The organism is Enterobacter sp. JMULE2 (assembly GCF_013337145.1).
In the GTDB taxonomy this organism is placed as follows: Bacteria; Pseudomonadota; Gammaproteobacteria; order Enterobacterales; family Enterobacteriaceae; genus Enterobacter; species Enterobacter mori.
Window position 1 is genome coordinate 926528 of sequence record NZ_SGWD01000010.1, and the last position, 26266, is coordinate 952793.

Consider the following 26266-nt stretch of genomic DNA (forward strand, 5'->3'; position numbering starts at 1 on the left):
ATTTTGAAATACTGCCTGTAACGCTATGAATTACAAGGCAAAATTAGCAATGAATATAAGGATTAAAGCTATGGGTTTTCTTTCCGGTAAGCGCATTCTGGTGACTGGCGTTGCCAGCAAACTGTCCATCGCATACGGCATCGCACAGGCAATGCATCGCGAAGGCGCTGAGCTGGCGTTCACCTACCAGAACGACAAGCTGAAAGGCCGTGTTGAAGAGTTTGCCGCGCAGCTGGGTTCCAGCATCGTTCTGGAATGTGACGTTGCACAAGATGAAAGCATCGATGGCATGTTTGCTGAACTGGCAAAAACGTGGGACAAATTCGACGGTTTCGTTCACTCCATCGGCTTCGCACCTGGCGACCAGCTGGACGGCGACTACGTTAACGCGGTAACCCGTGATGGCTTCAAAATCGCGCACGACATCAGCTCCTACAGCTTCGTTGCGATGGCGAAATCTTGCCGTGCCATGCTGAACCCGGGCTCCGCCCTGCTGACGCTGTCCTACCTGGGCGCAGAGCGTGCTATCCCTAACTACAACGTGATGGGTCTGGCTAAAGCTTCTCTGGAAGCCAACGTACGCTACATGGCGAACGCAATGGGTCCTGAAGGCGTGCGCGTTAACGCCATCTCTGCAGGTCCTATCCGCACCCTGGCCGCTTCCGGTATTAAAGATTTCCGTAAAATGCTGGCACACTGCGAAGCGGTTACCCCGATTCGTCGTACTGTTACCATTGAAGATGTGGGTAACTCTGCAGCCTTCCTGTGCTCTGACCTTTCTGCGGGTATCTCCGGCGAAGTGGTTCACGTTGACGGCGGTTTCAACATCGCTGCAATGAACGAGCTGGAAATTAAATAAGTTTGTGACTCTCTTCCCGCCCGGGAAGAGAGTTTCTCTCCCCACTGCGGTGCTCTTCGTTATTCCCTTCTGTTATTTGTTATCACCTAACAATATTTTTCCCCTCATTCACCTTACGCCAGGATATTGATCGCCATTTTGAGATCAAGGAACGCCCATGGAACAACGCCGCTTTTCCGGCAAAGGCCACTGGTATCATGAAACCCAGTCCAACCACTCGCAAACGGATGTCCTGCCTTTGGTGCCCGAAGCCGCTAACGTCGACGATCGTTTTTTGCTCGATTTAGAACTCCCTGAAAAGATTGTCACCGCCTGCCATGGCTGGCTCGCTCCCGCCAGGGCCTTGTGCCACCTTCTGTTCCCGCTCAATATTGAGGTTAACCGACTACACACGCTTAGTGCGTACGACAGGCTCAGCACGGCGTTGACGGTCGCTCAGGCGTGTGGTGTTCAGCGACTCTGTAACCACTACGCTGCCCTGCTCGCCCCCCTCCCTGGTCCTGACTCCTCACGCGAAAGCAATCGCCGCCTGGCACAAATCACGCAATATGCCCGCCAACTTGCCAGCTCACCAGACGTCATTGACCACAAAGCGCAGCTACAGCTCGATGAAGTGGGCCTGACAACCTATGACATTGTGCTGATCAACCAGATTATCGGCTTTATTGGCTTTCAGGCGCGTGTTGTGGCGGTGTTTCAGGCGTTACTGGGGCATCCTGTACGCTGGTTGCCCGGACACCATATTCCGCCGCATTCCTTACCGGTGACTATTCGTGTCTGGCCCCCTGTACTGCCCGTCGTCGAACTGCGCTACGCGACCCCATTCCAGCTTGAGTCGCTTTCACGCTGGCAAGCAGAGCCGGAACTTCAGGCGCTCACGCCAGTGCTGAGCCACGAGCCTGCGCTACTCAACCTGACGGGCGAGATTCTGATCAATCACCGTCAAAGCGAGCCACAAACGCACGGGGCGCTAACTGCGGCAGTAGAGCTACTGACCCGTTCACCGGATCGTTTTAGCGCGGCACAATTCACGCCGCTGATTGATGCTGGGATCCCTGATATCCGCGCCATCAATCTGCTTACTCAAAGTGCATTTACCGGCTGGCTCGACCGCCTGCGAGTGGCGCTTGGCAAAGCGGAATAACCGTACTTTTTACCCAAAGAGCGCTTGCTGAAGCAGTAAGATTCGCGTAAAACTGTCAGCCGCTCAATGGCTACGAAAATAGAACATTATGTTTCAGGACAACCCGCTGCTAGCGCAGCTTAAACAGCAACTGCATTCCCAGACGCCGCGTGCAGAAGGGGTCGTAAAAGCCACGGAAAAGGGCTTTGGCTTCCTTGAAGTTGACGGGCAAAAGAGCTATTTCATCCCGCCTCCGCAGATGAAAAAAGTGATGCACGGCGATCGCGTCACAGCGGTTATTCATACGGAAAAGGAACGCGAATCCGCCGAGCCAGAAGAACTGATTGAACCCTTCCTGACTCGCTTCGTGGGCAAGATACACAGAAAAGATGACCGTCTTTCCATCGTGCCGGACCATCCCCTGCTGAAAGATGCTATTCAGTGCCGTGCGGCGCGTGGCGTTGAGCATGATTTTAAAGAGGGTGACTGGGCCGTTGCTGAAATGCGCCGCCACCCTCTCAAAGGCGACCGTGGTTTCTATGCTGAGCTGACGCAATTTATCACCTTCGGCGACGATCACTTCGTCCCGTGGTGGGTAACGCTGGCGCGTCACAATCTTGAAAAAGAGGCGCCAGACGGCGTCGCGACAGAAATGCAGGACGAAGGTCTGTCACGCCGTGACCTGACCGGTCTGGACTTTGTCACCATCGACAGTGCCAGCACCGAAGACATGGACGATGCGCTGTTTGCAGAAGAGACTGCGGATGGCAAAGTGCATCTGACCGTCGCGATTGCCGATCCTACCGCCTGGATTGTCGAAGGCAGCAAACTGGACGATATGGCAAAAGTGCGTTCGTTCACCAACTACCTGCCGGGCTTCAATATCCCGATGTTGCCGCGTGAACTCTCTGACGATCTCTGCTCGCTGCGACCGAATGAAGTGCGCCCGGTACTCGCCTGCCGCATGACTATCGCCGCCGACGGCACGATTGAAGACGATATCGAATTCTTTGCTGCGACCATCGAATCCAAAGCCAAGCTGGCCTATGACGACGTGTCCGACTGGCTGGAAAATACGGGCACCTGGCAACCTGAAAACGACGCCATTGCTGCGCAAATTCGACTGTTGCATCGCGTGTGTCTGAACCGCAGTGAATGGCGTAAAACCCATGCGCTGGTCTTCAAGGACCGTCCGGACTACCGTTTCGTGTTGGGTGAAAAAGGCGAAGTGCTGGATATCGTTGCTGAACCACGCCGCATCGCTAACCGTATTGTTGAAGAAGCCATGATCTCGGCCAACATTTGTGCCGCCCGCGTATTACGCGACAAGTTAGGCTTCGGCATCTATAACGTGCATACCGGGTTCGATCCGGCTAACACCGAGGCGCTGGCTGCCCTGCTGAAAACGCATGACGTGCATGTCGATCCTGAAGAAGTGCTGACGCTGCAAGGCTTCTGCAAACTTCGTCGCGAACTCGATGCGCAACCATCCGGTTTCCTCGACAGCCGTATTCGCCGCTTCCAGTCCTTTGCCGAAATCAGCATCGAACCGGGCCCACATTTCGGTCTGGGGCTTGAAGCCTATGCCACCTGGACCTCTCCGATTCGTAAGTACGGCGACATGGTAAACCATCGCCTGCTGAAAGCGATTATCAAAGGGGAATCGGTCGCGCGTCCTCAGGATGATTCCACCGTGCAAATGGCCGAGCGCCGCCGCCTGAACCGTATGGCTGAACGCGATGTCGGTGACTGGCTGTACGCGCGTTTCCTGAATGAGAAAGCAGGAACGGATGCCCGCTTCCCGGCGGAAATCATTGATATCAGCCGCGGCGGTATGCGCGTACGTCTGGTGGACAACGGTGCCGTTGCTTTCATTCCTGCGCCGTTCCTGCATGCTGTACGCGACGAGCTGGTCTGTAGCCAGGAAAACGGAACCGTGCAAATCAAAGGCGAAACGGTTTACAAAGTCACTGACGTGATTGATGTGAATATCGCTGAAGTTCGCATGGAAACACGCAGCATTATTGCGCGCCCGGTCGCCTGATAAGCTGCTAAATTGTCGACCCTTTCCTTCATGGATGGGTCGACAAACTCTTCTCTCATCACAAACCACAAAATCACTGACTATTTTCCGTCTCCTCCCGCCCAAAATCGCCATAATTATCTACATTAAAAGAATCCCTTCATATTCGGTTACGTGAATTTTTATACGCTGAGTATCCTTTTTAACCTGACTCGTTTTATTATTAGAAATCAGGGAAAAAACAATAAGTTCACTTCGGTTTTGCCGCTTTATCACAACGGAAAGTCGACAACAAATGAATGATTTGTGCGCTAATGAGCAGCTGCGGGAGAAAACAGGATGGACGATTTGGAGCAGAATTTGCTGTTTCGTTACATGGGAACCCACAGCCCCTGGTGGCGACTGACCGCTGACAGCAATGCTCTGCATCTCTCCACCAGTGAAAATGCCGATGTGACGCAAGTGATCGCGCTGAATGATGAACAGGCCGCGCTCATCCGCCAGTTAACCGTCATCACCTCCAGTATCTCGATGACCCTCTCTTTGTACGGTGAAGATGTTCCTGTCCATCTGGTCGGGCGCAAAATTACCCGAAACGAGTGGGGCCGGTACAGCCTCTGCCTGGCACGATACCCCTTCCGTTGCGCGCGATCTGGCGCAGGGCCTCTCTTTTGCCGAACAGGTTGTCTCAGAAGCCAATTCAGTAATCGTTATCCTGGACCAGAACGGCAATATCCAGCGCTTTAACCGCCTGAGTGAGGAGTACACCGGGCTGAAAGAGCACGAGGTGATCGGGCAAAACGTCTTCAAACTGTTTATGACCCGCAGCGAAGCCGCTGCCTCAAGACGTAATATCGCCGGTTTTTTTCGTAACGGCAGTTCCTATGAAGTTGAACGCTGGGTCAAGACCCGCAAAGGGCAGCGATTGTTTCTGTTCAGAAACAAATTTGTTCACAGCGGCAGCGGTAAAAATGAAATTTATCTCATCTGTTCCGGTACCGATATCACGGAGGAGCGGCGTGCTCAGGAACGCCTGCGCGTGCTGGCCAATACGGATACCATCACCGGACTGCCAAACCGAAACGCGATCCACGAGCTGATTTCCGATGCCATCGCCACCCGAGGAGACACTCAGATCGGCGTGGTCTATCTCGACCTGGATAATTTTAAAAAGGTTAACGATGCCTATGGGCACATGTTTGGCGACCAGTTATTGCAGGCCGTCGCCCTTGCCATTCTGAGTTGCCTGGATGAAGGTCAGGTGCTGGCGAGACTCGGCGGTGATGAGTTTATTGTGATGGCAACCGATACCTCGCAAGGCTCCCTTGAAGCCATGGCATCGCGTATTTTGAGCCGGTTACGGCAACCCTTCCGCATCGGCTTAATTGAAATTTACACCGGCTGCTCTCTGGGCATCGCCCTCGCCCCACAGCATGGTAACGACCGCGAGAGCGTCATTCGCAACGCGGATACCGCCATGTACACCGCGAAAGAGAACGGACGAGGCAAGTTCTGCGTTTTCTCTCCAGAGATGAACCAGCGCGTGTTCGAATATCTTTGGCTGGATACCAACCTGCGCAAAGCGCTGGATAATGACCAGCTCTTGATCCACTATCAGCCGAAAATGACCTGGCGCGGCGAAGTCAGAAGCTTGGAAGCGCTGGTGCGCTGGCAATCGCCAGAGCGCGGACTTATTCCTCCGCTGGAATTTATCTCTTACGCTGAGGAGTCCGGCTTGATTGTGCCGCTCGGTCGCTGGGTTATGCTGGACGTGGTGCGTCAGGTGGCTAAATGGCGCGATAAAGGCATTAACCTGCGGGTGGCGGTCAACGTATCAGCGCGTCAACTGGCAGACCAGACCATATTCAGTGACCTGAAACAGGCGCTGAAGGATCTGAATTTTGAATATTGCCCTATCGATGTTGAACTGACCGAGAGCTGTCTTATCGAAAACGAAGAGCTGGCCCTTTCGGTCATCCAGCAGTTCAGCCAGCTTGGAGCGCAAATTCATCTGGACGATTTCGGTACAGGCTATTCATCCCTGTCACAGCTGGCGCGTTTTCCTATCGATGCCATCAAGCTCGATCAGTCGTTTGTGCGGGATATCCATAAACAATCCATTTCGCAGTCGTTGGTCCGTGCTATTGTGGCCGTCGCTCAGGCACTGAATCTGCAGGTCATTGCGGAAGGCGTGGAGAGCGCAAAAGAAGACGCCTTTCTGACTAAGAACGGCGTCAACGAACGGCAAGGTTTTCTGTTTGCTAAGCCGATGCCCGCTGCCGTTTTCGAGCGATGGCTAAAGCGCTATCAGTCACGAAAGATGCGTTAACTGGCCTGGCGTAACCCCGCCGCCTGATGGCGGTTTTGCAGCATAACCAGACGTTCCATATAAGCGATATCTTTCGGTTCAAGGTAAAACGCGGCATCGACCCAGTCTTCTGTAATATCCATCAGTTCACTGCGTGGCAGCTGCAACACGCGGGTACGGGCGCGCAGCATTGCCCTTACGCCGTTCAGCTTCGGCTGCAGCGTGTCGATAAATGTTCGGACGGTGACGTAGCTTTGTCCCGGTTCAAACAGCACATCCACCAATCCGTGCTGTTCGTACCACTCAGCCGTATGGGATTCCCCTTTGTAAATGAGCTCCTCTGCCAGCTTCATGCCTGAGCGGCGTGCAACGAGCGAATAGCCCCCCATCCCGGGGAAAAGATTAAAGGCGATCTCCGGGAACCCTAACCGGGCATCGCGCTGAGCCAGGAGAAAATGGTGCGCCAGCGCAGCCTCGAAGCCGCCTCCTAAGGCGCTCCCTTCGACCATCGCCAGCGTAATTGCCCCGGTATCAAAACCCCGTGATGCGGCGTGTACGCAATCAACACAGGCACGCGCATATGCGCGTAATGCTTCCCGGCGCCCGTTTTGAATACAGTCTACGAAGAACTGCAAGTCCCCACCGGCGTTATACATATCGGGTACCAGCGATCCGGTAACCCAAAAATCGACCGCAAAACCGGACTGGCGAACCAGCCAGGAAAGATTCATGATCTCCTCTATTAATGCGTGGTTGAAGCAAGGGCGCGGTTGCGACCGCAACATCATCCAGACAGTGCGACGCTCCGCCTCATAATAGCCCGCCAGCTGAGTGAAACGTTCAGTATCGGTAAACAGTGTGCAGGTTGCTTGATTGATAACGGTCATAGTCTAATTCCTCTTAAAAAAAAGCGCCTTGCGCGCAGTTTTAGACTAATCCACTCATTAACCCCGCTGCATGAGAGGGAATAAAATTATCACTTTCATTTATGTACTTTAGTTATTGCATTTTTTCCCTTCTCTTTTGTTCCCATTTTCTGCATCATTGAAAATATTAACTTTTCGCTCCTGGGGTGAGATTATGTCTGACATTGATGCACTGGCTGTGGCACGACGTATTGATACGGTGCTGGATATCCTGGTAGCGGGTGATTATCACTCTGCGATCCGTAATCTTGAGATCCTGAAATCAGAGTTACTGGCTCACAAAGATTCCGATTCCGCGCCAGAAAGCGCTCAGCCAAAAGCCCCGTGGGAAGTTTGACTCCACCGTTTCCGACCTCGTTTTGCTTTTTAAATGGATGCTATGAATTCCCGACAACAAATCATTTTGCAGATGGTCATCGATCAGGGGCGCGTAAGCGTGGTCGATCTCGCGAAAACGACCGGCGTTTCTGAAGTCACAATCCGTCAGGATCTTAACCTTCTGGAAAAACAGAGCTACCTGCGTCGTGCGCATGGTTATGCCGTCCCGCTGGACAGTGAAGACGTTGAAACCCGCATGATGAACAATTATGCCCTCAAGCGAGAACTGGCAGAATTTGCTGCGTCCTTAGTGAACAATGGTGAAACGGTCTTTATTGAGAATGGCAGCAGTAACGCCCTTCTGGCACGTACCCTGGCCGATCAAAAAGACGTCACCATTATTACCGTCAGCAGCTATATTGCGCATCTGCTGAAAGAGACGCGCTGTGAGGTCATTCTGCTGGGCGGTATTTACCAGAAGAAAAGTGAAAGCATGGTGGGACCACTCACTCGCCAGTATGTCCAGCAGGTTCATTTCAGCAAAGCGTTCATTGGCATTGATGGCTGGCAACCTGACACCGGGTTCACCGGTCGGGATATGATGCGTTCTGACGTGGTTAATGCCGTGCTGGAAAAAGAGTGTGAAGCAATTGTCCTTACCGACAGTTCTAAATTCGGTTCTGTACATCCCTATATGATGGGCCCGATAAACCGATTTAGCCGCGTGATCACCGATGAACGGCTGAGTGATGAACATCGCCAGCAGCTTGAGCAGGACGGCCTGACCGTCGATATTGTGAGAAAACCTGCCTGACTCTCCTCTGCGCCTGAATAACGGGCGCAAATCCCCCCCCTCTCTCTGAGATGATTCCGAAGCCTGCTTTAAGAGTTTTTACCTGTTTAACCTGGGCTAAAGGGGTAAAATTATTATTAGCGATATAACAGGAAGTGACTATCACTTGCGTGATTACGTAACACCTGCGCGACTAGCTTTCATGGAAAACAGAATTTAAGTATGACTATTGTCTATACTTAAAGTGCACTTCTTTCCGTGAATCGATAATTCAGGAGAAAGTATTATGACCTTTACCAGCAAAAAAATCGCTGCCGCTGTTCTGGCAATTACAGTAGCTATGTCCCTGAGCGCCTGCTCTAACTGGTCTAAACGTGACCGTAACACCGCAATTGGTGCGGGTGCCGGTGCTCTTGGTGGTGCGGTATTAACGGATGGTAGTACGCTGGGTACATTAGGTGGTGCTGCTGTCGGCGGTATTATCGGTCACCAGGTGGGCAAATAATCACCATAACGGCTCTCACCGGTCTAATAATATATTCAGTATTTTTCAGGTCTGACTTACACACGTATAAAGAGCCACGGTTAACGCCGTGGCTCTTTTAATTTAGCCGCCCGCCAGTTTAACTTTCATTCCTTTGGCTTCGAGCAGCGTTTTAATTAAATCGCGTTTGTCGCCCTGAATTTCGATCACGCCATCTTTCACGGCACCGCCGCAACCGCATTTCTTTTTTAATTCTGCGGCCAGGTTAGCCAGCTCCGCATCATCCAGATCGATACCGGTAATCAGACACACGCCCTTGCCCTTGCGACCACTGGTCTGACGCTGGATGCGCACGATGCCATCACCTTTAGGACGTTCAGCTTTCTCTTTTGGCTCATCGATACGCCCGGTGCCGGTGGAGTAGACCAGGCGGCTGTTGGAATCGCTCATCAGGCACCCTTTTTCAATGACGCGTTGATCGCTTTTAGCGTCTGCGCCGGATCCGCAGATTGCGTAACGGGACGGCCGATCACCATATAATCCACACCTGCAGCCAATGCTTGCTCTGGCGTCATAATACGGCGCTGATCGCCAACCTCACTGCCCGCGGGACGAATACCCGGCGTGATAAGCTTAAATTGTTGGCCCAGTTCGGATTTGAAGCGCACCGCCTCCTGGGCTGAACAGACTACCCCATCGAGACCACAGTTTTGCGTTAGACGAGCCAGACGTTCAGCTTGCTCAGCGGGTGACAACGTCACGCCAAGATCGCGCAGGTCAGATTCATCCATGCTGGTCAGCACGGTGACCGCAATCAGGAGCGGTGCATCTTTGCCGAAGGGCACCAGCGCCTCGCGCGCGGCGGTCATCATACGCGCCCCACCCGATGCATGGACGTTGACCATCCACACACCAAGCTCGGCTGCAGCAGCGACGGCATGCGCAGTGGTGTTGGGAATATCATGGAATTTCAGGTCCAGGAAAACGTCAAACCCACGCTGCTGAAGATCGCGGACAATTTGCGGACCAAATAGCGTAAACATCTCTTTACCAACTTTCAGACGGCAATCTCGCGGATCGATACCATCAACAAAGGCCAGCGCGTTGTCGCGGTTATTGTAATCAAGCGCAACAACAACAGGAGAATCAGTGATTACGCGGGAAGCGGAGGAAGTAACAGACGTCATGACCAGCCCTTTTCGTCTATGGGCGCGCAGCGGCGCGGAACAGATAAACGGCCTGCATTCTACCTGCCAGCGGTGGAAAATGACAGAATCGATTTCCTTTCCTGCCTGACCGAAAAATTGCACGGTGCTGACTCAGTGACAAAAACTTTACAGTATGTTGTAACTAAAATGGGACGTTTTAAAAAATTACTGCCCGTCAAGACCACGAATCGGCTTGATGGTTGACCAAGCCCGGCACGAAGGACAGTGCCAGTACAGCGTGTAAGCGGTAAAACCGCACTTCTGGCAGCGGTAGCGCGGCTTACTGCGTACCTGCTCGCCGACCATATCGCGCAGCACCATCAGACTCTCTTTCGCACGCCCTTCTTCTGCGTCGTTCAGGTGGTAGTCCATCAGTTTATGGAATACCCGCATCGTCGGGTGGCGCTGCAGTTGGCGCGTAATATAAACCTGCGCGGTGTCGCTTCCCTCATACTGCTCAACAACGTCTGAGAGCATCAGTTCAGCGGTGGCGCCAGTATTTTCTTCCACGCAACGACGCAGGAATGCTACCCACTCATCCTGCTTGTCGAGCTGTTGATAGCAGGTTTGCAGCATTTCCAGCGTTTCACTGACCAACTCTTTATCCTGGTCGATAACCCGCAACAGGCTTTCAACGGCTTTGGCGTAGTCGCCATTCGCCATAAAGACGCGCCCCATCATGATGGAGATTCGCGCGCTGTTGCGATCCGCAGCGGCGCCTTTCTTCAGCAGTGCCATGGCTTTATCCATGTCGTCGTTGCCCATCTGCTGAAGCGCCAGTTCGCAATAGAAGTGAGCAATTTCTACGCGTTGCTTATCTTTGCCAAGCTTCACCAGACGTTCGGCTGTATCTATGGCTTTTTGCCATTCGCTGGTCGCCTGGTAAATCTGCAGTAACTGCTGGAGCGCACTGATACGGAAGTCGGTCTCATCAACCAGTTGGGTGAACATATCTTCGGCACGGTCGTACAGCCCCGCAGCCATGTAATCACGTCCCAGCTGTTGAACGGCCAGCAAGCGTTGATCGTAGGTTAACGACGCGCTTTCCATCAGCGTCTGGTGAATACGAATAGCGCGATCAACCTCACCGCGCGAGCGGAACAGGTTGCCCAGGGTGAGATGCGCTTCTACGGTGCCCGTATCCTCTTTCAACATATCAAGGAACAGATCAACCGCTTTATCCTGTTGATTGCTCAGGAGGAAGTTCACCCCCGCAACATAGTCGCGGGAGAGTCGGTTGGCCTCATCCTGTTTTGTTTGTTGCGCACTTCTGCGGCCCATATACCAGCCATAGGCTGCGGCTACAGGCAAAAGCAGAAACAACAACTCCAGCATATTCGATTATTCCTTGGCTACCGGCACACCAGAACTCTCCGGAATGTCAGTCGCGGGCGCAATTTGATGTTCAAGGCGTTTGATTTTACGTTCAGCGCGCACAAGCGAAACACGAACTTTAAGCCAGAAGAGACCGCACACCAGCCAGCCGATAATAAAACCGGCGGCAAACAGGACCGCAAGCAGGCTCGATACCCGGTACTCGCCCTGTGCAAGCAGATAGTTAAAGGTCACCTGCTGATCGTTTTGCGCACCTAAGGTGACGGAAATAACAAAAATCGCCAACACCAGTAAGAAAATGAGTAAATATTTCACATGACTTCCCGTTATGTGGTTCAAGCGAATAAAGTCTGTTCAACTCACCGCAATCAGCCTTATAAACTACCATTTTAGTGACGGGGGCGAAACGGAAAAAGTTGCGCGCCCGTCATGGATTTATGGGCAAAATACGGAAAATCAACCTTCAGACACCGCTTTGCTCGCGCTCGGCGATTTCTTCCTTCTCTTCCGGTGGCGGCGTCAGTGGCCCACAGAATCGTTCGGCAAGCCAGGTGGCTAACGTTACCAGCAGCCAGGAAATCAGCGTGGCCACCACTAAATCACGCGGCCAGTGCATCCCCAGCAGTAAACGGCTCCCCATCACGCCGGTTGCCCAGACTAACAGAATCGCAATAGTGACCGTCCGGCGTCGCGGCCACAATAACCCGACGCCGAGTAACGCCCAGCTTGCGGCAAACATCGTGTGCCCGGAAGGAAACGCGAAACCGGTCTCTTTTTGCCAGTGTTTACGCAAAAATGCCGGAATATCCTGTTGTTCTGCAAGCTGCTCTTTTACCAGCGCACCGCGATCTTTACGTTTTAAAGTGTAGAACTCATCCACCGGCACATGGTGCGTTTTTTCCATCCAGATGACGAAAGGACGCGGCTCCTGTACACGATCTTTAACCCAGGATTTTACGCCCTGACCCACCAGAATGGCCCCGCCGAGGATAGCAAATAACACCAGCGCTGCGCGCAGACGAAAACGCAGGCACCACAGGAACCAGGCGCAGAGAAGAACATGCGTGATGATCCCCCACGGCTGTGTCACCGTTTCCGTGATCCAGTATAACGTTTTCAGCCACATGGCGTTCTGGCCCGGCTGCCACATCCAGCCGGAGCACCATACAACCAAAGGCATCACAAGTAGTACGGCCGCACCCGCTGCCGTTCGTCTGGCAATTGAAAGCATGTCTTCTCCTTTTATGCTAAGCACCACAATCATAACTGAAATTCATCCATATGGTGGATATGTCGGATCGTGCGTTTAACGCGCGTATAGCATGGTGGTGATTAGGCGAACTTGAGGAGCTTGTGGCAAAATGAACAGATAGAGAAAGCCAAACAGGCAGACGGCACGAAACGTGTCAGCCGATTCTGGAGAATCACATGCAGCTTAAACGTGTGGCAGAAGCCAAACTGCCAACCCCATGGGGCGATTTCCTGATGGTGGGTTTTGAAGAACTGGCAACCGGACAAGATCACGTCGCGCTGGTCTATGGCGACATTTCAGGGCAGACGCCGGTGCTGTCCCGCGTACATTCAGAGTGTCTGACCGGCGATGCGCTGTTCAGCTTGCGCTGTGACTGCGGTTTCCAGCTCGAAGCCGCCCTCTCGCACATTGCAGAAGAAGGCCGCGGCGTGCTGCTGTATCACCGTCAGGAGGGGCGTAATATTGGCCTGCTGAATAAAATCCGCGCCTATGCGCTGCAGGATCAGGGTTACGATACGGTAGAAGCCAACCACCAGCTGGGCTTTGCCGCTGACGAACGTGATTTCACCCTGTGTGCAGATATGTTCAAACTGCTGGGCGTGGACGAAGTGCGTCTGTTGACCAACAACCCTAAAAAGGTCGAAATACTGACCGAGGCGGGGATCAACATTGTCGAACGCGTGCCGCTGATTGTCGGACGTAACCCGAAAAACGCGCACTACCTTGACACCAAAGCCGCGAAGATGGGCCATCTGCTCAGCGAGTAATCCTGAAAGCCCGGCTGTAAAGCCGGGCGTTTTCCATCAATCCAGCATCTTACGAATCACATAGTGCAAAATGCCGTCGTTCTGGTAATAGGTCAGCTCTGTTGCCGTATCGATGCGGCAACGGCATTCCAGCACCTCAATCTTCCCATCTGCCCGCGTTAACTTCACCGGAACCGTTTTACCCGGCTGCAGGTTTTGCAGACCGCTAATGTCAATCTGCTCCTCCCCGGTCAGGCCCAGCGTTTTACGGGTGACGCCCTGTGGAAATTCGAGAGGCAGGATCCCCATCCCGATCAGATTCGAGCGGTGAATACGTTCGAACGATTCGGCGATGACCACCCGAACCCCGAGCAGGCGCGGACCTTTCGCTGCCCAGTCGCGGCTTGAGCCAGAGCCGTACTCTTTCCCGGCAATGACCGCCAGCGGCGTGCCTTCCTGCTGGTATTTGACGGCCGCATCATAAATGGAAACGACCTCCGTACCCGGTAGATGACGCGTCATGCCGCCTTCCACACCCGGCACCATTTCATTACGGATACGAATATTGGCAAACGTCCCGCGCATCATCACTTCGTGGTTGCCCCGGCGAGAACCATAGGAGTTAAAGTCGCGGCGTTCTACACCCCGGCTTTGCAGATAGCGTCCAGCCGGGCTGTCGGCTTTGATGCTGCCCGCCGGTGAGATGTGGTCCGTAGTGACAGAATCCCCCAGCATCGCGAGAATACGCGCGCCGTGGATATCCTGAAGCGGCGCAGGCTCTGCCAGCATTTCATCGAAGAATGGCGACAGGCGGATATAGGTTGAATCATCCTGCCAGTCATAGGTATCCGAGCCGACGATGTTGATGGCTTTCCATTCCGGCGTCCCTTCAAACACCTCCGCATACTCTTTGCGGAACATTTCGGTCGACACTTTTTCTACCGCACGCGCAATTTCTCGCGACGACGGCCAGATATCTTTCAGATAGACCGGCTCGTTCCTGCGATCGTGACCAATCGGATCGGTAACCAGGTTGATGTTCATATTCCCGGCCAGCGCGTAAGCCACGACCAGCGGCGGTGATGCCAGCCAGTTGGTTTTGACCAGCGGATGAATACGACCTTCAAAGTTTCGGTTGCCCGAAAGCACTGCGCCAACGGTTAAATCGCCCTGCTTGATCGCCACTTCAATCGGTTCCGGTAGCGGACCGGAGTTACCGATACAGGTGGTACAGCCATAGCCAACCAGGTTAAAACCCAGTTCATCCAGATACGGGGTCAACCTGGCCTGCGCAAGATAATCGGAAACCACTTTGGAGCCCGGCGCGAGAGAGGCTTTCACCCATGGCTGAGGCTTGAGGCCCAGCTCCACCGCTTTTTTCGCCAGCAGCCCGGCGGCCATCAGTACGCTTGGGTTAGAGGTATTGGTGCAGGATGTAATTGCGGCGATGACCACAGCACCATCAGGGAGCTGATACTGATGCCCGTTCATGACATAGTCGACCGGACGGTGATCCTTTTGTGCCGTATTCACTTCCAGCTCATTGCTGGCCGCAAACGCCTTTGGCACATCGTTCAGGGCAACGCGATCCTGAGGCCGTTTTGGCCCCGCCAGACTCGCTTCAACCGCGCCCATATCCAGCGCCAGCGTGCTGGTAAAGACCGGTTCATCCCCGGGATTGCGCCACATGCCCTGCGCTTTGGTGTAGGCCTCGACCAGCGCCACCTGTTCTTCACTGCGACCACTCAGACGCATATATTCCAGCGTGACATTATCGATTGGGAAAAAGCCGCAGGTTGCACCATATTCCGGCGCCATATTGGCGATAGTGGCGCGATCCGCCAGCGGCAATGAATCAAGTCCGTCGCCGTAGAATTCAACAAACTTGCCAACCACGCCATGTTTACGCAGCATCTGGGTAACCGTCAACACCAGGTCCGTGGCGGTAATCCCTTCTGAGAGCTTACCTGTTAGTTTGAAACCGACGACATCAGGAATGAGCATGGAGACAGGTTGCCCAAGCATCGCCGCTTCCGCTTCGATGCCGCCGACACCCCAGCCCAAAACGCCCAGGCCGTTGATCATGGTGGTATGGGAATCCGTACCAACCAGCGTATCCGGGTAAGCAACCCACTCCTTATCCTGTAATTCGCTCCAGACGGCTTTGCCAAGATATTCGAGGTTCACCTGGTGACAGATGCCGGTGCCCGGTGGAACAACGCTGAAGCGGCTGAAAGCCTGCTGTCCCCACTTCAGGAAAACATAGCGTTCATGATTACGCTCCATCTCCAGACGCACGTTCTCACCAAACGCATCATCATCGCCAAAATGGTCAACGGTCACCGAGTGGTCAATAACGAGATCGACGGGGGAAAGTGGATTCACTTTTGCCGTATCGCCCCCCAGGCGTTTTACCGCTTCACGCATGGCGGCTAAATCAACGACGGCAGGTACACCGGTGAAATCCTGCATCAGGACCCTTGCCGGGCGATAGGCTATTTCTCTGTCAGCATGGGCATCCTTGAGCCATCCTGCCAGAGCGTGAATGTCCTCGGCGGTGACAGACTCTTCATCCTGCCAGCGCAGGAGGTTTTCCAGTAAAACTTTCAACGACTTGGGTAACCGCGAAATGTCTCCAAGCGTGTTGGCTGCCAGCGGCAAGCTATAGTAGTGCCAGGTTTTATTTTCTGCCTGCAACGTATCCTTACTGGCTTCGCGTAGGGTTAACGACATAAGCTCCTCCTTAATCACAGGGAAACCCTGACAATCATCAGGGCCGTAATTAAAGATAACACAAAGATGTCGTAACGTTTTGATAACAACCCAAATTGATAAATCCAGGAAGGTTCTGGTGAAGCATAAAAACAAAAAACCCCGCCGCAGCGAGGTTTTAGCATTTAGTGGATAGCCAGCCAGATAAGCTGACACCAGAAGAGAATCGACACGGAAAAAACGCCGATCCATGACCAGTATTTGAGAGTTGTCATGTTATTCATCATAGGGACACCAGGCTTTAATTATTAAAGATTCCGAGGTCAGCCCTCAGGTCTATATTGCTGATGTGTATTTATTAAAGAGTACAAAAGCACAGAGTCTTTATTCAGACTATTTGCATCATTACGCAAAAAAACTAAATTATTGTTTTTTGGGTTCGTCTTCCGCGAACACATCAATAAATGCTTGCTGCTGTGCTGTCAGTTTCCAGGACGCAGGTACGGTAGTCGCAGGTGCTTTGCGAGCTTTGTGCCCGTTGTCACGGTGTTGACACACTGGTTTTAGCGTTTCAGAACGTACCGTCACTGCCATATTCAACCCCAATATTTCCAGGCCAGGAGAGCAACCACCACCCAAAACAGGGTAGAGACGAGAAAGACCGCCAGCCAGGCTTTACGCTTGAGCGCAGGATCCCTTTGCGGTTCTTCACTTCCTGAAGGCATTGCTAACCTCATACAATCGACATCGCTTATCATTTTAGGACCAAACAATTGGTACAATTAATCATCTGATGAGATAAATCCTAAAGAAACTTTAGCCGAAAAGCCAGTGAATTTACGTATCTATTCCCGCGAATATTCAATCTTTTGACCAGAAATAAATAATTGAAAAGAAATATTTGCGTAGGCGTAAAATACTTTCTACTTTTGTCGCCAATTCGCGACATCAAAACCCTACAATCTTAATGGATACTGACATTATATGGCGCTAAAGTGCAGATGATGATAATTCTGATTTAGGTTTGAGAGGTTATTTCGGTATCTCTCCGCAGGGGAAAGATACCGGGAGTGATTATTTGGCAGGAAGTTTGATGTCTTTAAACATCTCTTCGATATCTTCGTTTGAACGCAATGCAACGGCGGTATCAACCACGTCGCGGGTTAAATGCGGGGCGAAGCGTTGAATAAAATCATACATATAGCTGCGCAGGAAAGTACTCCGACGGAAGCCAATCTTGGTCGTGCTATGGCTGAAAACATCATGCGCATCAAGGCGTACCAGATCCGGGTCGGAAACCGGGTCAACCGCCATACTGGCAATCACCCCTACTCCCAGCCCAAGCCGCACATAGGTTTTAATCACATCGGCGTCGGTTGCGGTAAAGACGATACGCGGCGTTAAGCCCGCGCGGTTGAATGCCGTATCAAGCTCAGAACGCCCGGTAAAGCCGAACGTGTATGTCACGAGCGGATATTGCGCCAGCTCTTCAATCGTCACCGAACCTTTACCCGCCAGCGGGTGGTCGGGCGTCACGACAATGGAGCGGTTCCAGTGGTAGCACGGCAACATCACCAGATCGTCATAAAGATGAAGAGCTTCCGTCGCGATGGCAAAGTCCGCATTGCCCTTGGAGACCGCTTCAGCAATTTGCGTCGGAGAGCCCTGGTGCATATGCAAAGAGACACGGGGATAACGCTCGATAAAGCCTTTAATGACGCCTGGCAGCGCATAACGCGCCTGCGTGTGGGTGGTTGCGATATAGAGCGAGCCTTTGTCTGGCCAGGTATGCTCCCCCGCCACGGATTTAATCGCATCGACTTTGGAAAGCACTTCCCGCGCAATCCGAATAATTTCCTGCCCGGCTGGCGTCACCTGTGTGAGGTGCTTACCGCTACGGGCGAAAATCTGGATGCCTAACTCATCCTCCAGCATGCGAACCTGTTTGCTGATGCCTGGCTGCGAGGTATAAAGCCCCTCAGCGGTAGAAGAGACATTAAGGTTGTGATTCACCACCTCAACAATATAACGAAGCTGCTGTAATTTCATGCCAGACCATCCGATTTAGCGCACGCGGGTCAATCGCTTAAGACGATTTGATAATAAGAAAAGGGTTAACTATAACCACTATATCATTTATAGCCTGACTGTATAGTACGTAACAAAAAATAATAACAACGTAATAAAAAAGGGCCGGAAGTCCGGCCCTTTCACAGGTAAGTTACGGTAAGTGAAGATTATTTCTTGCCTTCAACCCACTTGCCGTCAACAAAGAACGCCGACCAGCCGGTCGCTTTACCCTCTTTCTCCGCAGCCACATACTGCTGCTTCGTTTTACGGCTAAAACGCACAACGGTCTTGTTGCCTTCTGGATCCTGCTGTGGCGCGTCGGCCAGATAGCGCAGTTTTTCCGGCAGGCGATCGCGGAAGCGATGCAGTTCTTCCACCAGCGGCGCACGCGTTTCACGTGATTTCGGGAAGGTGTTGGCCGCCAGGAACACACCGGCAGCACCGTCACGCAGCACGAAGTAAGCGTCTGATTTCTCACACGGCAGCTCTGGCAGCGGAACCGGATCTTCCTTCGGAGGAGCCACTTCACCGTTACGCAGAATTTTACGCGTGTTTTTACAGTCGTCGTTGGTGCACGCCATGTACTTACCGAAGCGCCCCATTTTCAGGTGCATTTCAGAACCGCACTTCTCGCACTCAACGATCGGGCCGTCATAGCCCTTAATGCGGAACTCACCTTCTTCGATCTCATATCCGTCGCAGGTCGGGTTATTACCGCAGACGTGCAGTTTGCGTTTAGGATCGATCAGGTAGCTGTCCATCGCCGTGCCGCATTTCTGACAGCGACGCTTGGCGCGCAGCGCGTTGGTTTCTGCATCGTCACCTTCCAGCACGTTGAGTACTTCATTCTCAGGTACCAGGTTGATAGTGGTTTTGCAGCGCTCTTTCGGCGACAGCGCGTAACCAGAGCAGCCCAGGAACACGCCCGTGGTTGCGGTACGGATACCCATCTTGCGGCCACAGGTTGGACAGTCAATGCTGGTCAGGACCATCTGGTTAGGCAGCATACCGCCCTCTTCAGGGTCTTTCTCGGCTTTCTCAAGCTGGTCGGTAAAGTCGCTGAAGAAGCTGTCGAGAACCTTCTTCCACTCCGCCTTGTGGCTGGCAACCTCATCGAGGCTGTCTTCCATCTGCGCGGTGAAGTCGTAGTTCATCAACTCGCGGAAGTTGGCTTCCAGACGGTCAGTGACAATCTCACCCATTTTTTCAGCGTAGAAGCGACGGTTTTCAACACGGACGTAGCCACGATCCTGAATGGTCGAAATGATCGACGCATAGGTCGACGGACGACCGATCCCGCGTTTTTCCAGCTCTTTAACCAGCGAGGCCTCACTGAAACGTGCAGGCGGCTTGGTGAAGTGCTGTGCCGGAACCAGATCGACAAGCGACAACTCGTCACCTTTATTAACCGCAGGCAGCGTTCTGTCTTCATCGCCTTTACGCAGCGCAGGCATCACTTTAGTCCAGCCATCGAAGCGCAGAATACGACCGCGCGCCTTCAGGCGGAAATCACCCGCGCCGACGGTCAGCGTTGTGGAGTCGTATTTCGCAGGCGTCATCTGACAGGCGACAAACTGGCGCCAGATCAGCTGATACAGCTTCTGCGCATCCGCTTCCATATCTTTTAACGATTCCGCGAGGACGGAGACGTCAGAAGGACGAATTGCTTCGTGCGCTTCCTGGGAATTCTCTTTGCTGGCGTACTGATTCGCACTTTCCGGCAAGTATTTTTTGCCGAAATTGTCGCTGATATAGCCGCGAACCATATTAACAGCGTCCTGGCTCAGGTTGGTGGAGTCAGTACGCATGTAAGTGATGTAACCCGCTTCATACAAGCGCTGCGCCATCATCATGGTTTTCTTCACGCCATAACCCAGACGCGTGCTCGCCGCCTGCTGCAGCGTTGAGGTGATAAACGGCGCACCAGGCTTGCTGCTGGTCGGTTTATCTTCGCGATCCAGCACCTGATAACGTGATTTTTCCAGCAGCGCCACCGCAGCCATAGTCTGGTCACGGTTTTCAGGACGGAAAGGTTTGTCGTTGTGATGACTGACCTGCAGCGACAGAGCGTCACCGCCCGGCGTGGTCACATTGGCGTCAACTTCCCAGTACTCTTCCGGCACGAAGGCTTTAATTTCGCGTTCGCGCTCGACGACAAGACGTACGGCTACGGACTGCACACGACCGGCGGACAGACCACGCGCAACCTTTTTCCACAGCAGTGGCGAAACCATGTAGCCCACGACACGGTCCATAAAGCGACGTGCCTGCTGCGCGTTTACACGGTCAATGTTCAGTTCGCCCGGCTTCTCAAACGCCTGACGAATCGCATTCTTAGTAATTTCGTTAAACACTACACGGCTGTAGCGTTTGTCGTCACCCCCGATCACTTCCCGCAGGTGCCAGGCAATGGCTTCCCCTTCGCGGTCAAGGTCGGTTGCGAGATAGATGTGGTCTGCTTTTTCAGCAAGCTGCTTCAGCTCGTTAACGACTTTTTCTTTACCTGGCAGCACTTCATATTGTGCATCCCAGTTATGCCATGGGTTAACACCCATGCGGTTGACAAGCGCGCTACGTTCATCCTTTTTAGGCTTTTTAGCCCCTTTGGTGGAGGTAGAGTCTGCGCTCTTTTTGCTGGCTGAGCCACTGGTCGGCAAATCGCGGATATGACCGACGCTGGACTTAACCACGTAGTCATTACCCAGATACTTATTGATCGTTTTGGCTTTTGCCGGGGACTCAACGATGACGAGAGCTTTACCCATATTCACCTTTACCTAATTTAATTCTTCCAGGAATACGCCGCACGTTGATTTCCCTTCCGCTGACGACGAGCCATTGATATTGCGACTGCGCCAGGGGATATCAACCCCTTTGTCTTACCGGACGTCAGAAAGATAACATCCAGGTCATTGACTTATCGGGTATTTTTCTCGCACTCAATATAATTCGTGACGAATTCCCGGTCGAATGTCAAGCAATTCTGTTGCCAGAATGACGAAAGCGCACACTGTACCTGATAAAATTCGTTACGCAACTTTATTAGCATGCAAAAGCAAATCATGCCAGCCAGACCCCTTCGCCTTACCCTCTCAGATTACAGGGAAAATTTGCCCCCAACGCGCCCCGGGCGTAAACTACGGTCATTGTTTAAGGAGTGGATTATGCACAGTACGACCCAACCTATTGACCGAGCGTCTCTGCTTATTGAAGCAAATAAACTCATTCGCGATCATGAAGACACCCTGGCGGGCATTGAAGCCACTGGCGTGGAACAGCGTAACGGTGTGCTTGTTTTCAGCGGTGAATATTTCCTTGATGAACAGGGTTTACCCACCCCGAAAAGCACCGCGGTATTCAACATGTTTAAATACCTGGCGCATACGCTCTCAGAGAAATATCACCTGATCGATTAATGCAAAACGCGAGGCAATTGCCTCGCGTTTTTGTTTACAGCAGCGGTTTTTGACCGCGCTGTAGCCAGCGTAGCAGCAAGCGATCTGCACTTTCTGCGGCGCTATTGGTAAATCGGTCCAGCAGACGCTTACGCTGGGTGAAGCGCACGCCAACCAGTTCGCGCCCTTCCATCAGGTTCAGGAGCAGATCGTCACTGGTCCCCACCTCGTCCACCAGCCCTTTCTCCTGGGCCTGCGTGCCGTACCAGTGTTCACCGGTTGCGACCTGTTCGATATCAAGCGAGGGGCGCATACGGTGCACAAAATCTTTAAACAAGTGGTGGGTTTCGTTCAGGTCTTCGCGGAATTTTTGACGCCCTTCTTCCGTGTTCTCTCCCAGCAGCGTCAGGGTGCGTTTATACTGCCCCGCGGTGTGAAGTTCGATATCAATTTCTTTATTTTTCAGGAAGCGGTTAAAGTTCGGGATCTGCGCGACCACGCCAATTGAGCCAATGATAGAGAACGGCGCCGCGACAATTTTGTCCGCCACGCAGGCCATCATATATCCTCCGCTCGCGGCCACTTTGTCCACGGCTACGGTCAGCGGGATCTGTTTTTCACGCAGGCGCTGCAGCTGCGAAGCCGCCAGTCCGTAACCGTGGACCACCCCGCCAGGACTCTCAAGACGGACCACCACCTGATCCTGCGGTTTCGCTACCGCTAATACCGCCGTCACTTCTTCACGCAGGGAGGAGACTTCATGTGCATCCATGCTGCCTTTAAAATCGAGCACATAGACGCGAGGTTTTGCCTCATCCTGCGGCGCGGCAAGCTTCGCTTTTGCCTTAGCCGCTTTGGCTTCCTGTTTATGCTTTTTCTTCTGCGCTTTAAGCCAGAGTTTCTGTTGATGGCTATCAAGCAGCGCCAGAGACATCTCTTCCTGCATTTCTTTATACTGCTCGCTCAGGCGGGTGATGCGTAACTCCCCACGCTGACGCTTGCGCTGCGTCAGGTTGACAATCAGAACGGCAACCACCGCAATGGCAATCACCACCGTCGCGATTTTGGCCAAAAACAACCCATATTGAGAAAGTAATTCCACGCGTTCCACCTTGATTTAACCACGAATCTTTCACGGCAGTGTACAACAGCCCTGCCCATGCGTCTCGCTCGTGACATTACCTCTGCGAGCCGCCTTCCGGAATCCCCGGTCTGGCGTTTAAATATTTGCAAATTGTTAATTTTACAGTAATGCGTCCTGTAGACTGATTGAATTATTAGGCTAATTCGGGCATAAAGCCGAAAAGTCATAAAAGAAGGCGCCATCAAGCTCCAGTGCGCCAGAGGAGTCACCGTGCATTATCAACCGCAAAAAAATCTGCTCCAGAACCGGATCATACTTGTCACAGGTGCCAGCGACGGCATTGGTCGTGAAGCCGCCCTGACGTACGCTGAATATGGTGCCAGCGTCATCCTGACGGGTCGTAATGAAGAAAAACTCCGGGGAGTCGCTCAGGAGATTGAATCTGCTGGCGGCATCGCTGCGTCCTGGTACACCCTCGATTTACTTACCTGCACGCCCGCTAGCTGTCAGGAACTTGCCCAGCGCATCAGCACGCATTATCCCCGTCTGGACGGCGTGTTGCACAACGCTGGCTTATTGGGCGAAGTACGCCCGATGGATGAACAAGATCCTGAGATTTGGCAGCAGGTAATGCAGGTAAACATTAATGGAACCTTTTTCCTCACCCAGGCGTTGCTTCCTTTATTGCTCAATTCTGAGTCTGGTTCGCTGGTCTTCACCTCTTCCAGCGTAGGCCGTGAGGGACGCGCCAACTGGGGGGCTTATGCCGTCTCGAAATTTGCGACCGAAGGCATGATGCAGGTGCTGGCGGAGGAGTATCAAAACCGTCATCTGCGCGTAAACTGCATTAACCCTGGCGGAACGCGGACAAAAATGCGCGCCAGCGCTTTCCCGACGGAAGATCCGCAAAAGCTGAAAACGCCGGCAGACATTATGCCGCTCTATCTCTGGCTGATGGGTGATGACAGTCGCCGTAAAACCGGGATGACTTTTGATGCCCAACCCAACCGCAAACCGGGGATTTCGCAATGAGTGATGAACGCCATCAGCAGCGCCAGCAGCGTCTGAAAGAACAGGTTGATGCACGCGTTGCCGCAGCCCAGGACGAGCGTGGGATCCTCATCGTATTTACCGGCAACGGTAAAGGGAAAACCACCGCCGCGTTTGGCACGGCGACGCGCGCCGTCGGACACGGGCAGAAAGTGGGCGTGATCCAGTTTATCAAAGGCGAATGGCCCAATGGCGAGCGCAATTTACTTGAAACTCACGGCGTTGAATTTCAGGTGATGGCCACCGGATTTACCTGGGACACGCAGAACCGGGAAACCGATACAGCCGCCTGCCTCGCCGTCTGGGAGCATGCAATGCGAATGCTGGCCGATCCCTCGCTGAATATGGTTCTGCTGGATGAGATAACCTACATGGTCGCCTACGACTATCTGCCGCTGGACGTCCTGTTGGATGCACTGAACAACCGCCCTGCACACCAGACGGTTATCATCACGGGACGCGGGTGTCATCGGGATATTATTGAGCTGGCAGATACCGTCAGCGAGCTGCGTCCGGTCAAGCATGCGTTTGATGCAGGTATCAAAGCGCAAATTGGGATTGATTACTAAAGAAAAAAGCCCGGTGCGTTCACCGGGCTTTTAGATTAACCGTTGTTGTTCCGGCTGCCAGAGCGACGATTGCTGCTGACCTGGCTGTGACGCTTCACCGCACGGCGGATCTGATTCGCCTTCATGCGACGACGATCTTTTTCAACCGCCACTTTCGAGGTGGTTTCCGGGGTCAGGCCGACCAGCTCGCGCAGGTAGTTGGTTTGAGTCAGATCCAGTTCGGTATAACCACCGCGCGGCAGTCCTTTAGGCAGCAGAATGTCACCGTAACGGACACGGATCAGACGGCTCACCTGGACGCCTACCGCTTCCCAGAGACGACGCACCTCGCGGTTACGGCCTTCGGTCAGGGTCACGTTGTACCACTGGTTAATGCCTTCCCCACCGGTAAACTTGATAGTTTTGAACGCCGCAGGGCCGTCTTCCAGCTGAACGCCACGCGACAGGTCGCGCAGTTTATTTTCGTCAACCTGGCCGAAGACACGTACGGCGTATTCACGTTCCACTTCGCGGCTTGGGTGCATCAAACGGTTTGCCAGTTCACCATCGGTGGTAAACAGCAGCAGGCCGCAGGTGTTCACGTCCAGACGGCCTACGGCGATCCAGCGAGCGCCACGCAGCTTAGGCAGACGGTCGAACACCGTCGGGCGACCTTCCGGGTCGTTGCGGGTACACAGCTCGCCTTCCGGCTTGTAGTAAGCCAGCACGCGGCAGATCTGTTCGGCGGACTCTTTCACGGAGATAAGATGACCGTCGATGCGGATCTTCAGCCCCGGGACGATTTCTACGCGGTCACCCAGCGTGGCGATTTTACCGTCCACACTCACGCGACCCGCTTCAATAATGGCTTCGATTTCACGGCGCGAACCGTGGCCAGCACGCGCCAGCACTTTCTGTAACTTCTCGCTCATTGAGCTTCCTCAGGTGTCGCCTTCACAGGCGTCTGGTGTACTTTCAAAAACAACGAGTTAGCGTAAAAACAACTTAACTCACTGATATATCACCATTTCATGGTGCACAGCATGGCAAACAATATGCCATACAGAATGATTCGTGGGCGCACATACTACACTAACTTTAGACTAAAAGATTCAACAAGTTTTATGCGTCTGAGTCCCGGCATTGATAGCTAAAACACGCTAACCCGTCGAAACCACGTCGTATTGAAACAAACCAGTCTTTTTCGCCAGATGTAAATGGAATTCTCCGCGAGGCAATCAAAAATGAAACGCGTGCTTATATTGATGCTGGCACCCCCATCAGCATAAAAAACACCTTTTTATGCATAATAATTCAATGTTAGCATAGGTGTTAAATGTAGAGTTTTCGGAGATGACTATGCTGGACATAACAAACTTTGGGCTTTTTGCCCTGTCTGTTTTTCTTCTTTCCATCACCCCAGGGCCTGACATGGCCTACGTGATAGGTCAAAGTGTGGCTAACGGAAGACGAGCGGGGATCATCTCTGCTGCAGGCGTGGCTTTAGGTAGCTGTACCCATGCTGTTGCAAGCGCCGTGGGATTAACTGCATTGATTACAGCTTCTCCAATGATGTTCACCATCATTAAGTATCTTGGTGCGGCTTATCTGATGTATCTCGGCAGTAAAATGGTTTTGGGAACATTTGCAAAACAAACCGTCAATCACCATGAAGCTGAACCCGTGAAGACAAAATCTACTCTTACGAATCTGCTTTCTAAAGGCTTTATTACAACCTTGACCAATCCGAAGGTGCTCTTATTCTTCATCTCCTTCTTCCCCCAGTTTGTTTCACCAGGGGGTGAACATCACACTACTTCTTTCCTGGTTCTGGGTATGGTTTACGCGCTGATAGCATTTTTGACAGATATGGGTTTTGCTGTTCTTGCAGGTAGCGCCGCCGGTGCTGTTTCTCAGAATAGAAGATTGCAGAAAATGCTGGATCGCATTGTTGGCGTAACATTTATAGGGTTAGGTCTACGCCTGGCATTGACTCGCCGTTGAGAATAAGGGGGCGTTGTGCCCCCTTATT

Annotated in this window: 24 protein-coding genes and 1 pseudogene; 12 read left to right on the forward strand and 13 right to left on the reverse strand. The window is 52.8% G+C overall.

Annotated elements, in window-relative coordinates; all coding sequences use genetic code 11:
* Nucleotides 1-70 precede the first annotated feature (70 nt).
* The 4 genes and pseudogenes from fabI to pdeR all read left to right on the forward strand — a co-directional run bounded on the left by fabI (nucleotide 71) and on the right by pdeR (nucleotide 6334).
* The gene (gene fabI / locus EXW94_RS05255) at nucleotides 71-859 is read left to right on the forward strand and encodes an enoyl-ACP reductase FabI (protein WP_014832208.1); all 789 of its coding nucleotides are present in this window, start codon (nucleotides 71-73) and stop codon (nucleotides 857-859) included.
* A gap of 157 nt (nucleotides 860-1016) precedes the next feature.
* Nucleotides 1017-2003: a CMD domain-containing protein gene (locus EXW94_RS05260; protein ID WP_174339674.1), complete on the forward strand. Its 987-nt coding sequence runs from the start codon at nucleotides 1017-1019 to the stop codon at nucleotides 2001-2003.
* Nucleotides 2004-2091: 88 nt separating this feature from the next.
* The gene (locus tag EXW94_RS05265) at nucleotides 2092-4026 is read left to right on the forward strand and encodes an exoribonuclease II (RefSeq protein WP_174339675.1); all 1935 of its coding nucleotides are present in this window, start codon (nucleotides 2092-2094) and stop codon (nucleotides 4024-4026) included.
* 318 nt (nucleotides 4027-4344) lie between these two features.
* Nucleotides 4345-6334, forward strand: a pseudogene (gene pdeR / locus EXW94_RS05270) (cyclic di-GMP phosphodiesterase).
* Here the strand turns inward: pdeR and EXW94_RS05275 are convergent.
* Nucleotides 6331-7200: a crotonase/enoyl-CoA hydratase family protein gene (locus EXW94_RS05275; RefSeq protein ID WP_174339676.1), complete on the reverse strand. Its 870-nt coding sequence runs from the start codon at nucleotides 7198-7200 to the stop codon at nucleotides 6331-6333. The pseudogene pdeR and the gene EXW94_RS05275 sit on opposite strands and share 4 nt — an antisense overlap.
* A 193-nt stretch (nucleotides 7201-7393) precedes the next feature.
* On the opposite strand from EXW94_RS05275, the gene EXW94_RS05280 reads away from it, so the two are divergent.
* The 3 genes from EXW94_RS05280 to osmB all read left to right on the forward strand — a co-directional run bounded on the left by EXW94_RS05280 (nucleotide 7394) and on the right by osmB (nucleotide 8855).
* A complete protein-coding gene (locus EXW94_RS05280) occupies nucleotides 7394-7576 on the forward strand; it encodes a hypothetical protein (RefSeq protein WP_010431733.1) in 183 nt (60 codons plus the stop codon).
* Between the two features lie 42 nt (nucleotides 7577-7618).
* Complete coding sequence (locus EXW94_RS05285) at nucleotides 7619-8371, forward strand: DNA-binding transcriptional regulator YciT (RefSeq protein ID WP_108417786.1); 753 nt, start codon at nucleotides 7619-7621, stop codon at nucleotides 8369-8371.
* Between the two features lie 265 nt (nucleotides 8372-8636).
* Nucleotides 8637-8855, forward strand: coding sequence for an osmotically-inducible lipoprotein OsmB (gene osmB, locus EXW94_RS05290; protein WP_010431738.1), 219 nt, complete (start codon nucleotides 8637-8639; stop codon nucleotides 8853-8855).
* A 102-nt stretch (nucleotides 8856-8957) separates the two neighbouring features.
* On the opposite strand, the gene yciH is transcribed toward osmB, so the two are convergent.
* The 5 genes from yciH to pgpB form a co-directional block, all read right to left on the reverse strand.
* Complete coding sequence (yciH, locus tag EXW94_RS05295; RefSeq protein WP_108417787.1) at nucleotides 8958-9284, reverse strand: stress response translation initiation inhibitor YciH; 327 nt, start codon at nucleotides 9282-9284, stop codon at nucleotides 8958-8960.
* Nucleotides 9284-10021, reverse strand: coding sequence for an orotidine-5'-phosphate decarboxylase (gene pyrF, locus EXW94_RS05300; RefSeq protein WP_100166147.1), 738 nt, complete (start codon nucleotides 10019-10021; stop codon nucleotides 9284-9286). The genes yciH and pyrF overlap by 1 nt, the downstream gene beginning before the upstream one ends.
* Before the next feature lie 186 nt (nucleotides 10022-10207).
* Nucleotides 10208-11377: a lipopolysaccharide assembly protein LapB gene (gene lapB / locus EXW94_RS05305; protein WP_120158299.1), complete on the reverse strand. Its 1170-nt coding sequence runs from the start codon at nucleotides 11375-11377 to the stop codon at nucleotides 10208-10210.
* A 6-nt stretch (nucleotides 11378-11383) separates the two neighbouring features.
* Nucleotides 11384-11692, reverse strand: coding sequence for a LapA family protein (locus EXW94_RS05310; RefSeq protein ID WP_010431755.1), 309 nt, complete (start codon nucleotides 11690-11692; stop codon nucleotides 11384-11386).
* Nucleotides 11693-11840: 148 nt separating this feature from the next.
* Nucleotides 11841-12608: a phosphatidylglycerophosphatase B gene (pgpB, locus tag EXW94_RS05315; RefSeq protein WP_100166145.1), complete on the reverse strand. Its 768-nt coding sequence runs from the start codon at nucleotides 12606-12608 to the stop codon at nucleotides 11841-11843.
* A 197-nt stretch (nucleotides 12609-12805) separates the two neighbouring features.
* Here pgpB and ribA point away from each other — a divergent pair, with 197 nt between their 5' ends.
* Entirely contained in the window at nucleotides 12806-13396 is a 591-nt protein-coding gene (gene ribA / locus EXW94_RS05320; RefSeq protein WP_013096372.1) for a GTP cyclohydrolase II, read from the forward strand.
* A gap of 36 nt (nucleotides 13397-13432) precedes the next feature.
* On the opposite strand, the gene acnA is transcribed toward ribA, so the two are convergent.
* The 5 genes from acnA to topA all read right to left on the reverse strand — a co-directional run bounded on the left by acnA (nucleotide 13433) and on the right by topA (nucleotide 20922).
* Nucleotides 13433-16108, reverse strand: a complete 2676-nt coding sequence (gene acnA / locus EXW94_RS05325) for an aconitate hydratase AcnA (RefSeq protein WP_089600610.1) — start codon at nucleotides 16106-16108, stop codon at nucleotides 13433-13435.
* A gap of 164 nt (nucleotides 16109-16272) precedes the next feature.
* Nucleotides 16273-16371, reverse strand: a complete 99-nt coding sequence (gene ymiC, locus EXW94_RS28175; protein WP_042713577.1) for a small membrane protein YmiC — start codon at nucleotides 16369-16371, stop codon at nucleotides 16273-16275.
* A gap of 312 nt (nucleotides 16372-16683) precedes the next feature.
* A complete protein-coding gene (locus EXW94_RS05330) occupies nucleotides 16684-16824 on the reverse strand; it encodes a YmiA family putative membrane protein (RefSeq protein ID WP_213327741.1) in 141 nt (46 codons plus the stop codon).
* Between the two features lie 337 nt (nucleotides 16825-17161).
* Nucleotides 17162-18136, reverse strand: coding sequence for an HTH-type transcriptional regulator CysB (cysB, locus tag EXW94_RS05335; protein WP_010431770.1), 975 nt, complete (start codon nucleotides 18134-18136; stop codon nucleotides 17162-17164).
* Nucleotides 18137-18324: 188 nt separating this feature from the next.
* A complete protein-coding gene (gene topA / locus EXW94_RS05340; protein WP_174339677.1) occupies nucleotides 18325-20922 on the reverse strand; it encodes a type I DNA topoisomerase in 2598 nt (865 codons plus the stop codon).
* A gap of 399 nt (nucleotides 20923-21321) precedes the next feature.
* Between topA and EXW94_RS05345 the strand changes: the two genes are divergently transcribed.
* Nucleotides 21322-21573: a YciN family protein gene (locus tag EXW94_RS05345; protein WP_010431772.1), complete on the forward strand. Its 252-nt coding sequence runs from the start codon at nucleotides 21322-21324 to the stop codon at nucleotides 21571-21573.
* A gap of 34 nt (nucleotides 21574-21607) precedes the next feature.
* Here the strand turns inward: EXW94_RS05345 and sohB are convergent, their stop codons facing one another.
* Nucleotides 21608-22654 carry a protease SohB gene (sohB, locus tag EXW94_RS05350; RefSeq protein ID WP_089600607.1) on the reverse strand — a complete coding sequence of 349 codons (1047 nt, stop codon included), beginning with the start codon at nucleotides 22652-22654 and terminating at the stop codon, nucleotides 21608-21610.
* Nucleotides 22655-22906: 252 nt separating this feature from the next.
* Here sohB and EXW94_RS05355 point away from each other — a divergent pair, with 252 nt between their 5' ends.
* Together EXW94_RS05355 and cobO are read left to right on the forward strand one after the other, a co-directional pair.
* On the forward strand, nucleotides 22907-23668 hold the full coding sequence (locus EXW94_RS05355; protein WP_126546007.1) for a YciK family oxidoreductase: 762 nt from the start codon (nucleotides 22907-22909) through the stop codon (nucleotides 23666-23668).
* Nucleotides 23665-24255 (forward strand): cob(I)yrinic acid a,c-diamide adenosyltransferase, encoded by a 591-nt coding sequence (gene cobO, locus EXW94_RS05360; RefSeq protein WP_174339678.1) that lies wholly within the window; start codon nucleotides 23665-23667, stop codon nucleotides 24253-24255. The genes EXW94_RS05355 and cobO overlap by 4 nt, the downstream gene beginning before the upstream one ends.
* Before the next feature lie 35 nt (nucleotides 24256-24290).
* Here the strand turns inward: cobO and rluB are convergent, their stop codons facing one another.
* Complete coding sequence (rluB, locus tag EXW94_RS05365; protein ID WP_008502809.1) at nucleotides 24291-25166, reverse strand: 23S rRNA pseudouridine(2605) synthase RluB; 876 nt, start codon at nucleotides 25164-25166, stop codon at nucleotides 24291-24293.
* A 427-nt stretch (nucleotides 25167-25593) separates the two neighbouring features.
* On the opposite strand from rluB, the gene EXW94_RS05370 reads away from it, so the two are divergent.
* The gene (locus EXW94_RS05370) at nucleotides 25594-26238 is read left to right on the forward strand and encodes a LysE family translocator (RefSeq protein WP_174339679.1); all 645 of its coding nucleotides are present in this window, start codon (nucleotides 25594-25596) and stop codon (nucleotides 26236-26238) included.
* Nucleotides 26239-26266 lie beyond the last annotated feature (28 nt).

What these genes read in the sequence shown, in the direction of transcription:
- EXW94_RS05260 (WP_174339674.1), top strand. Translation starts at nt 1,017, where the DNA reads ATGGAACAACGCCGCTTTTCCGGCAAAGGCCACTGGTATCATGAAACC.
- rluB (WP_008502809.1), bottom strand. Translation starts at nt 25,166, where the DNA reads ATGAGCGAGAAGTTACAGAAAGTGCTGGCGCGTGCTGGCCACGGTTCG.
- ymiC (WP_042713577.1), bottom strand. Translation starts at nt 16,371, where the DNA reads ATGAATAACATGACAACTCTCAAATACTGGTCATGGATCGGCGTTTTT.
- acnA (WP_089600610.1), bottom strand. Translation starts at nt 16,108, where the DNA reads ATGTCGTTAACCCTACGCGAAGCCAGTAAGGATACGTTGCAGGCAGAA.
- lapB (WP_120158299.1), bottom strand. Translation starts at nt 11,377, where the DNA reads ATGCTGGAGTTGTTGTTTCTGCTTTTGCCTGTAGCCGCAGCCTATGGC.
- EXW94_RS05345 (WP_010431772.1), top strand. Translation starts at nt 21,322, where the DNA reads ATGCACAGTACGACCCAACCTATTGACCGAGCGTCTCTGCTTATTGAA.
- cobO (WP_174339678.1), top strand. Translation starts at nt 23,665, where the DNA reads ATGAGTGATGAACGCCATCAGCAGCGCCAGCAGCGTCTGAAAGAACAG.
- pgpB (WP_100166145.1), bottom strand. Translation starts at nt 12,608, where the DNA reads ATGCTTTCAATTGCCAGACGAACGGCAGCGGGTGCGGCCGTACTACTT.
- EXW94_RS05280 (WP_010431733.1), top strand. Translation starts at nt 7,394, where the DNA reads ATGTCTGACATTGATGCACTGGCTGTGGCACGACGTATTGATACGGTG.
- EXW94_RS05285 (WP_108417786.1), top strand. Translation starts at nt 7,619, where the DNA reads ATGAATTCCCGACAACAAATCATTTTGCAGATGGTCATCGATCAGGGG.
- EXW94_RS05330 (WP_213327741.1), bottom strand. Translation starts at nt 16,824, where the DNA reads ATGAGGTTAGCAATGCCTTCAGGAAGTGAAGAACCGCAAAGGGATCCT.
- yciH (WP_108417787.1), bottom strand. Translation starts at nt 9,284, where the DNA reads ATGAGCGATTCCAACAGCCGCCTGGTCTACTCCACCGGCACCGGGCGT.
- fabI (WP_014832208.1), top strand. Translation starts at nt 71, where the DNA reads ATGGGTTTTCTTTCCGGTAAGCGCATTCTGGTGACTGGCGTTGCCAGC.
- cysB (WP_010431770.1), bottom strand. Translation starts at nt 18,136, where the DNA reads ATGAAATTACAGCAGCTTCGTTATATTGTTGAGGTGGTGAATCACAAC.
- osmB (WP_010431738.1), top strand. Translation starts at nt 8,637, where the DNA reads ATGACCTTTACCAGCAAAAAAATCGCTGCCGCTGTTCTGGCAATTACA.
- EXW94_RS05265 (WP_174339675.1), top strand. Translation starts at nt 2,092, where the DNA reads ATGTTTCAGGACAACCCGCTGCTAGCGCAGCTTAAACAGCAACTGCAT.
- topA (WP_174339677.1), bottom strand. Translation starts at nt 20,922, where the DNA reads ATGGGTAAAGCTCTCGTCATCGTTGAGTCCCCGGCAAAAGCCAAAACG.
- EXW94_RS05275 (WP_174339676.1), bottom strand. Translation starts at nt 7,200, where the DNA reads ATGACCGTTATCAATCAAGCAACCTGCACACTGTTTACCGATACTGAA.
- ribA (WP_013096372.1), top strand. Translation starts at nt 12,806, where the DNA reads ATGCAGCTTAAACGTGTGGCAGAAGCCAAACTGCCAACCCCATGGGGC.
- EXW94_RS05370 (WP_174339679.1), top strand. Translation starts at nt 25,594, where the DNA reads ATGCTGGACATAACAAACTTTGGGCTTTTTGCCCTGTCTGTTTTTCTT.
- pyrF (WP_100166147.1), bottom strand. Translation starts at nt 10,021, where the DNA reads ATGACGTCTGTTACTTCCTCCGCTTCCCGCGTAATCACTGATTCTCCT.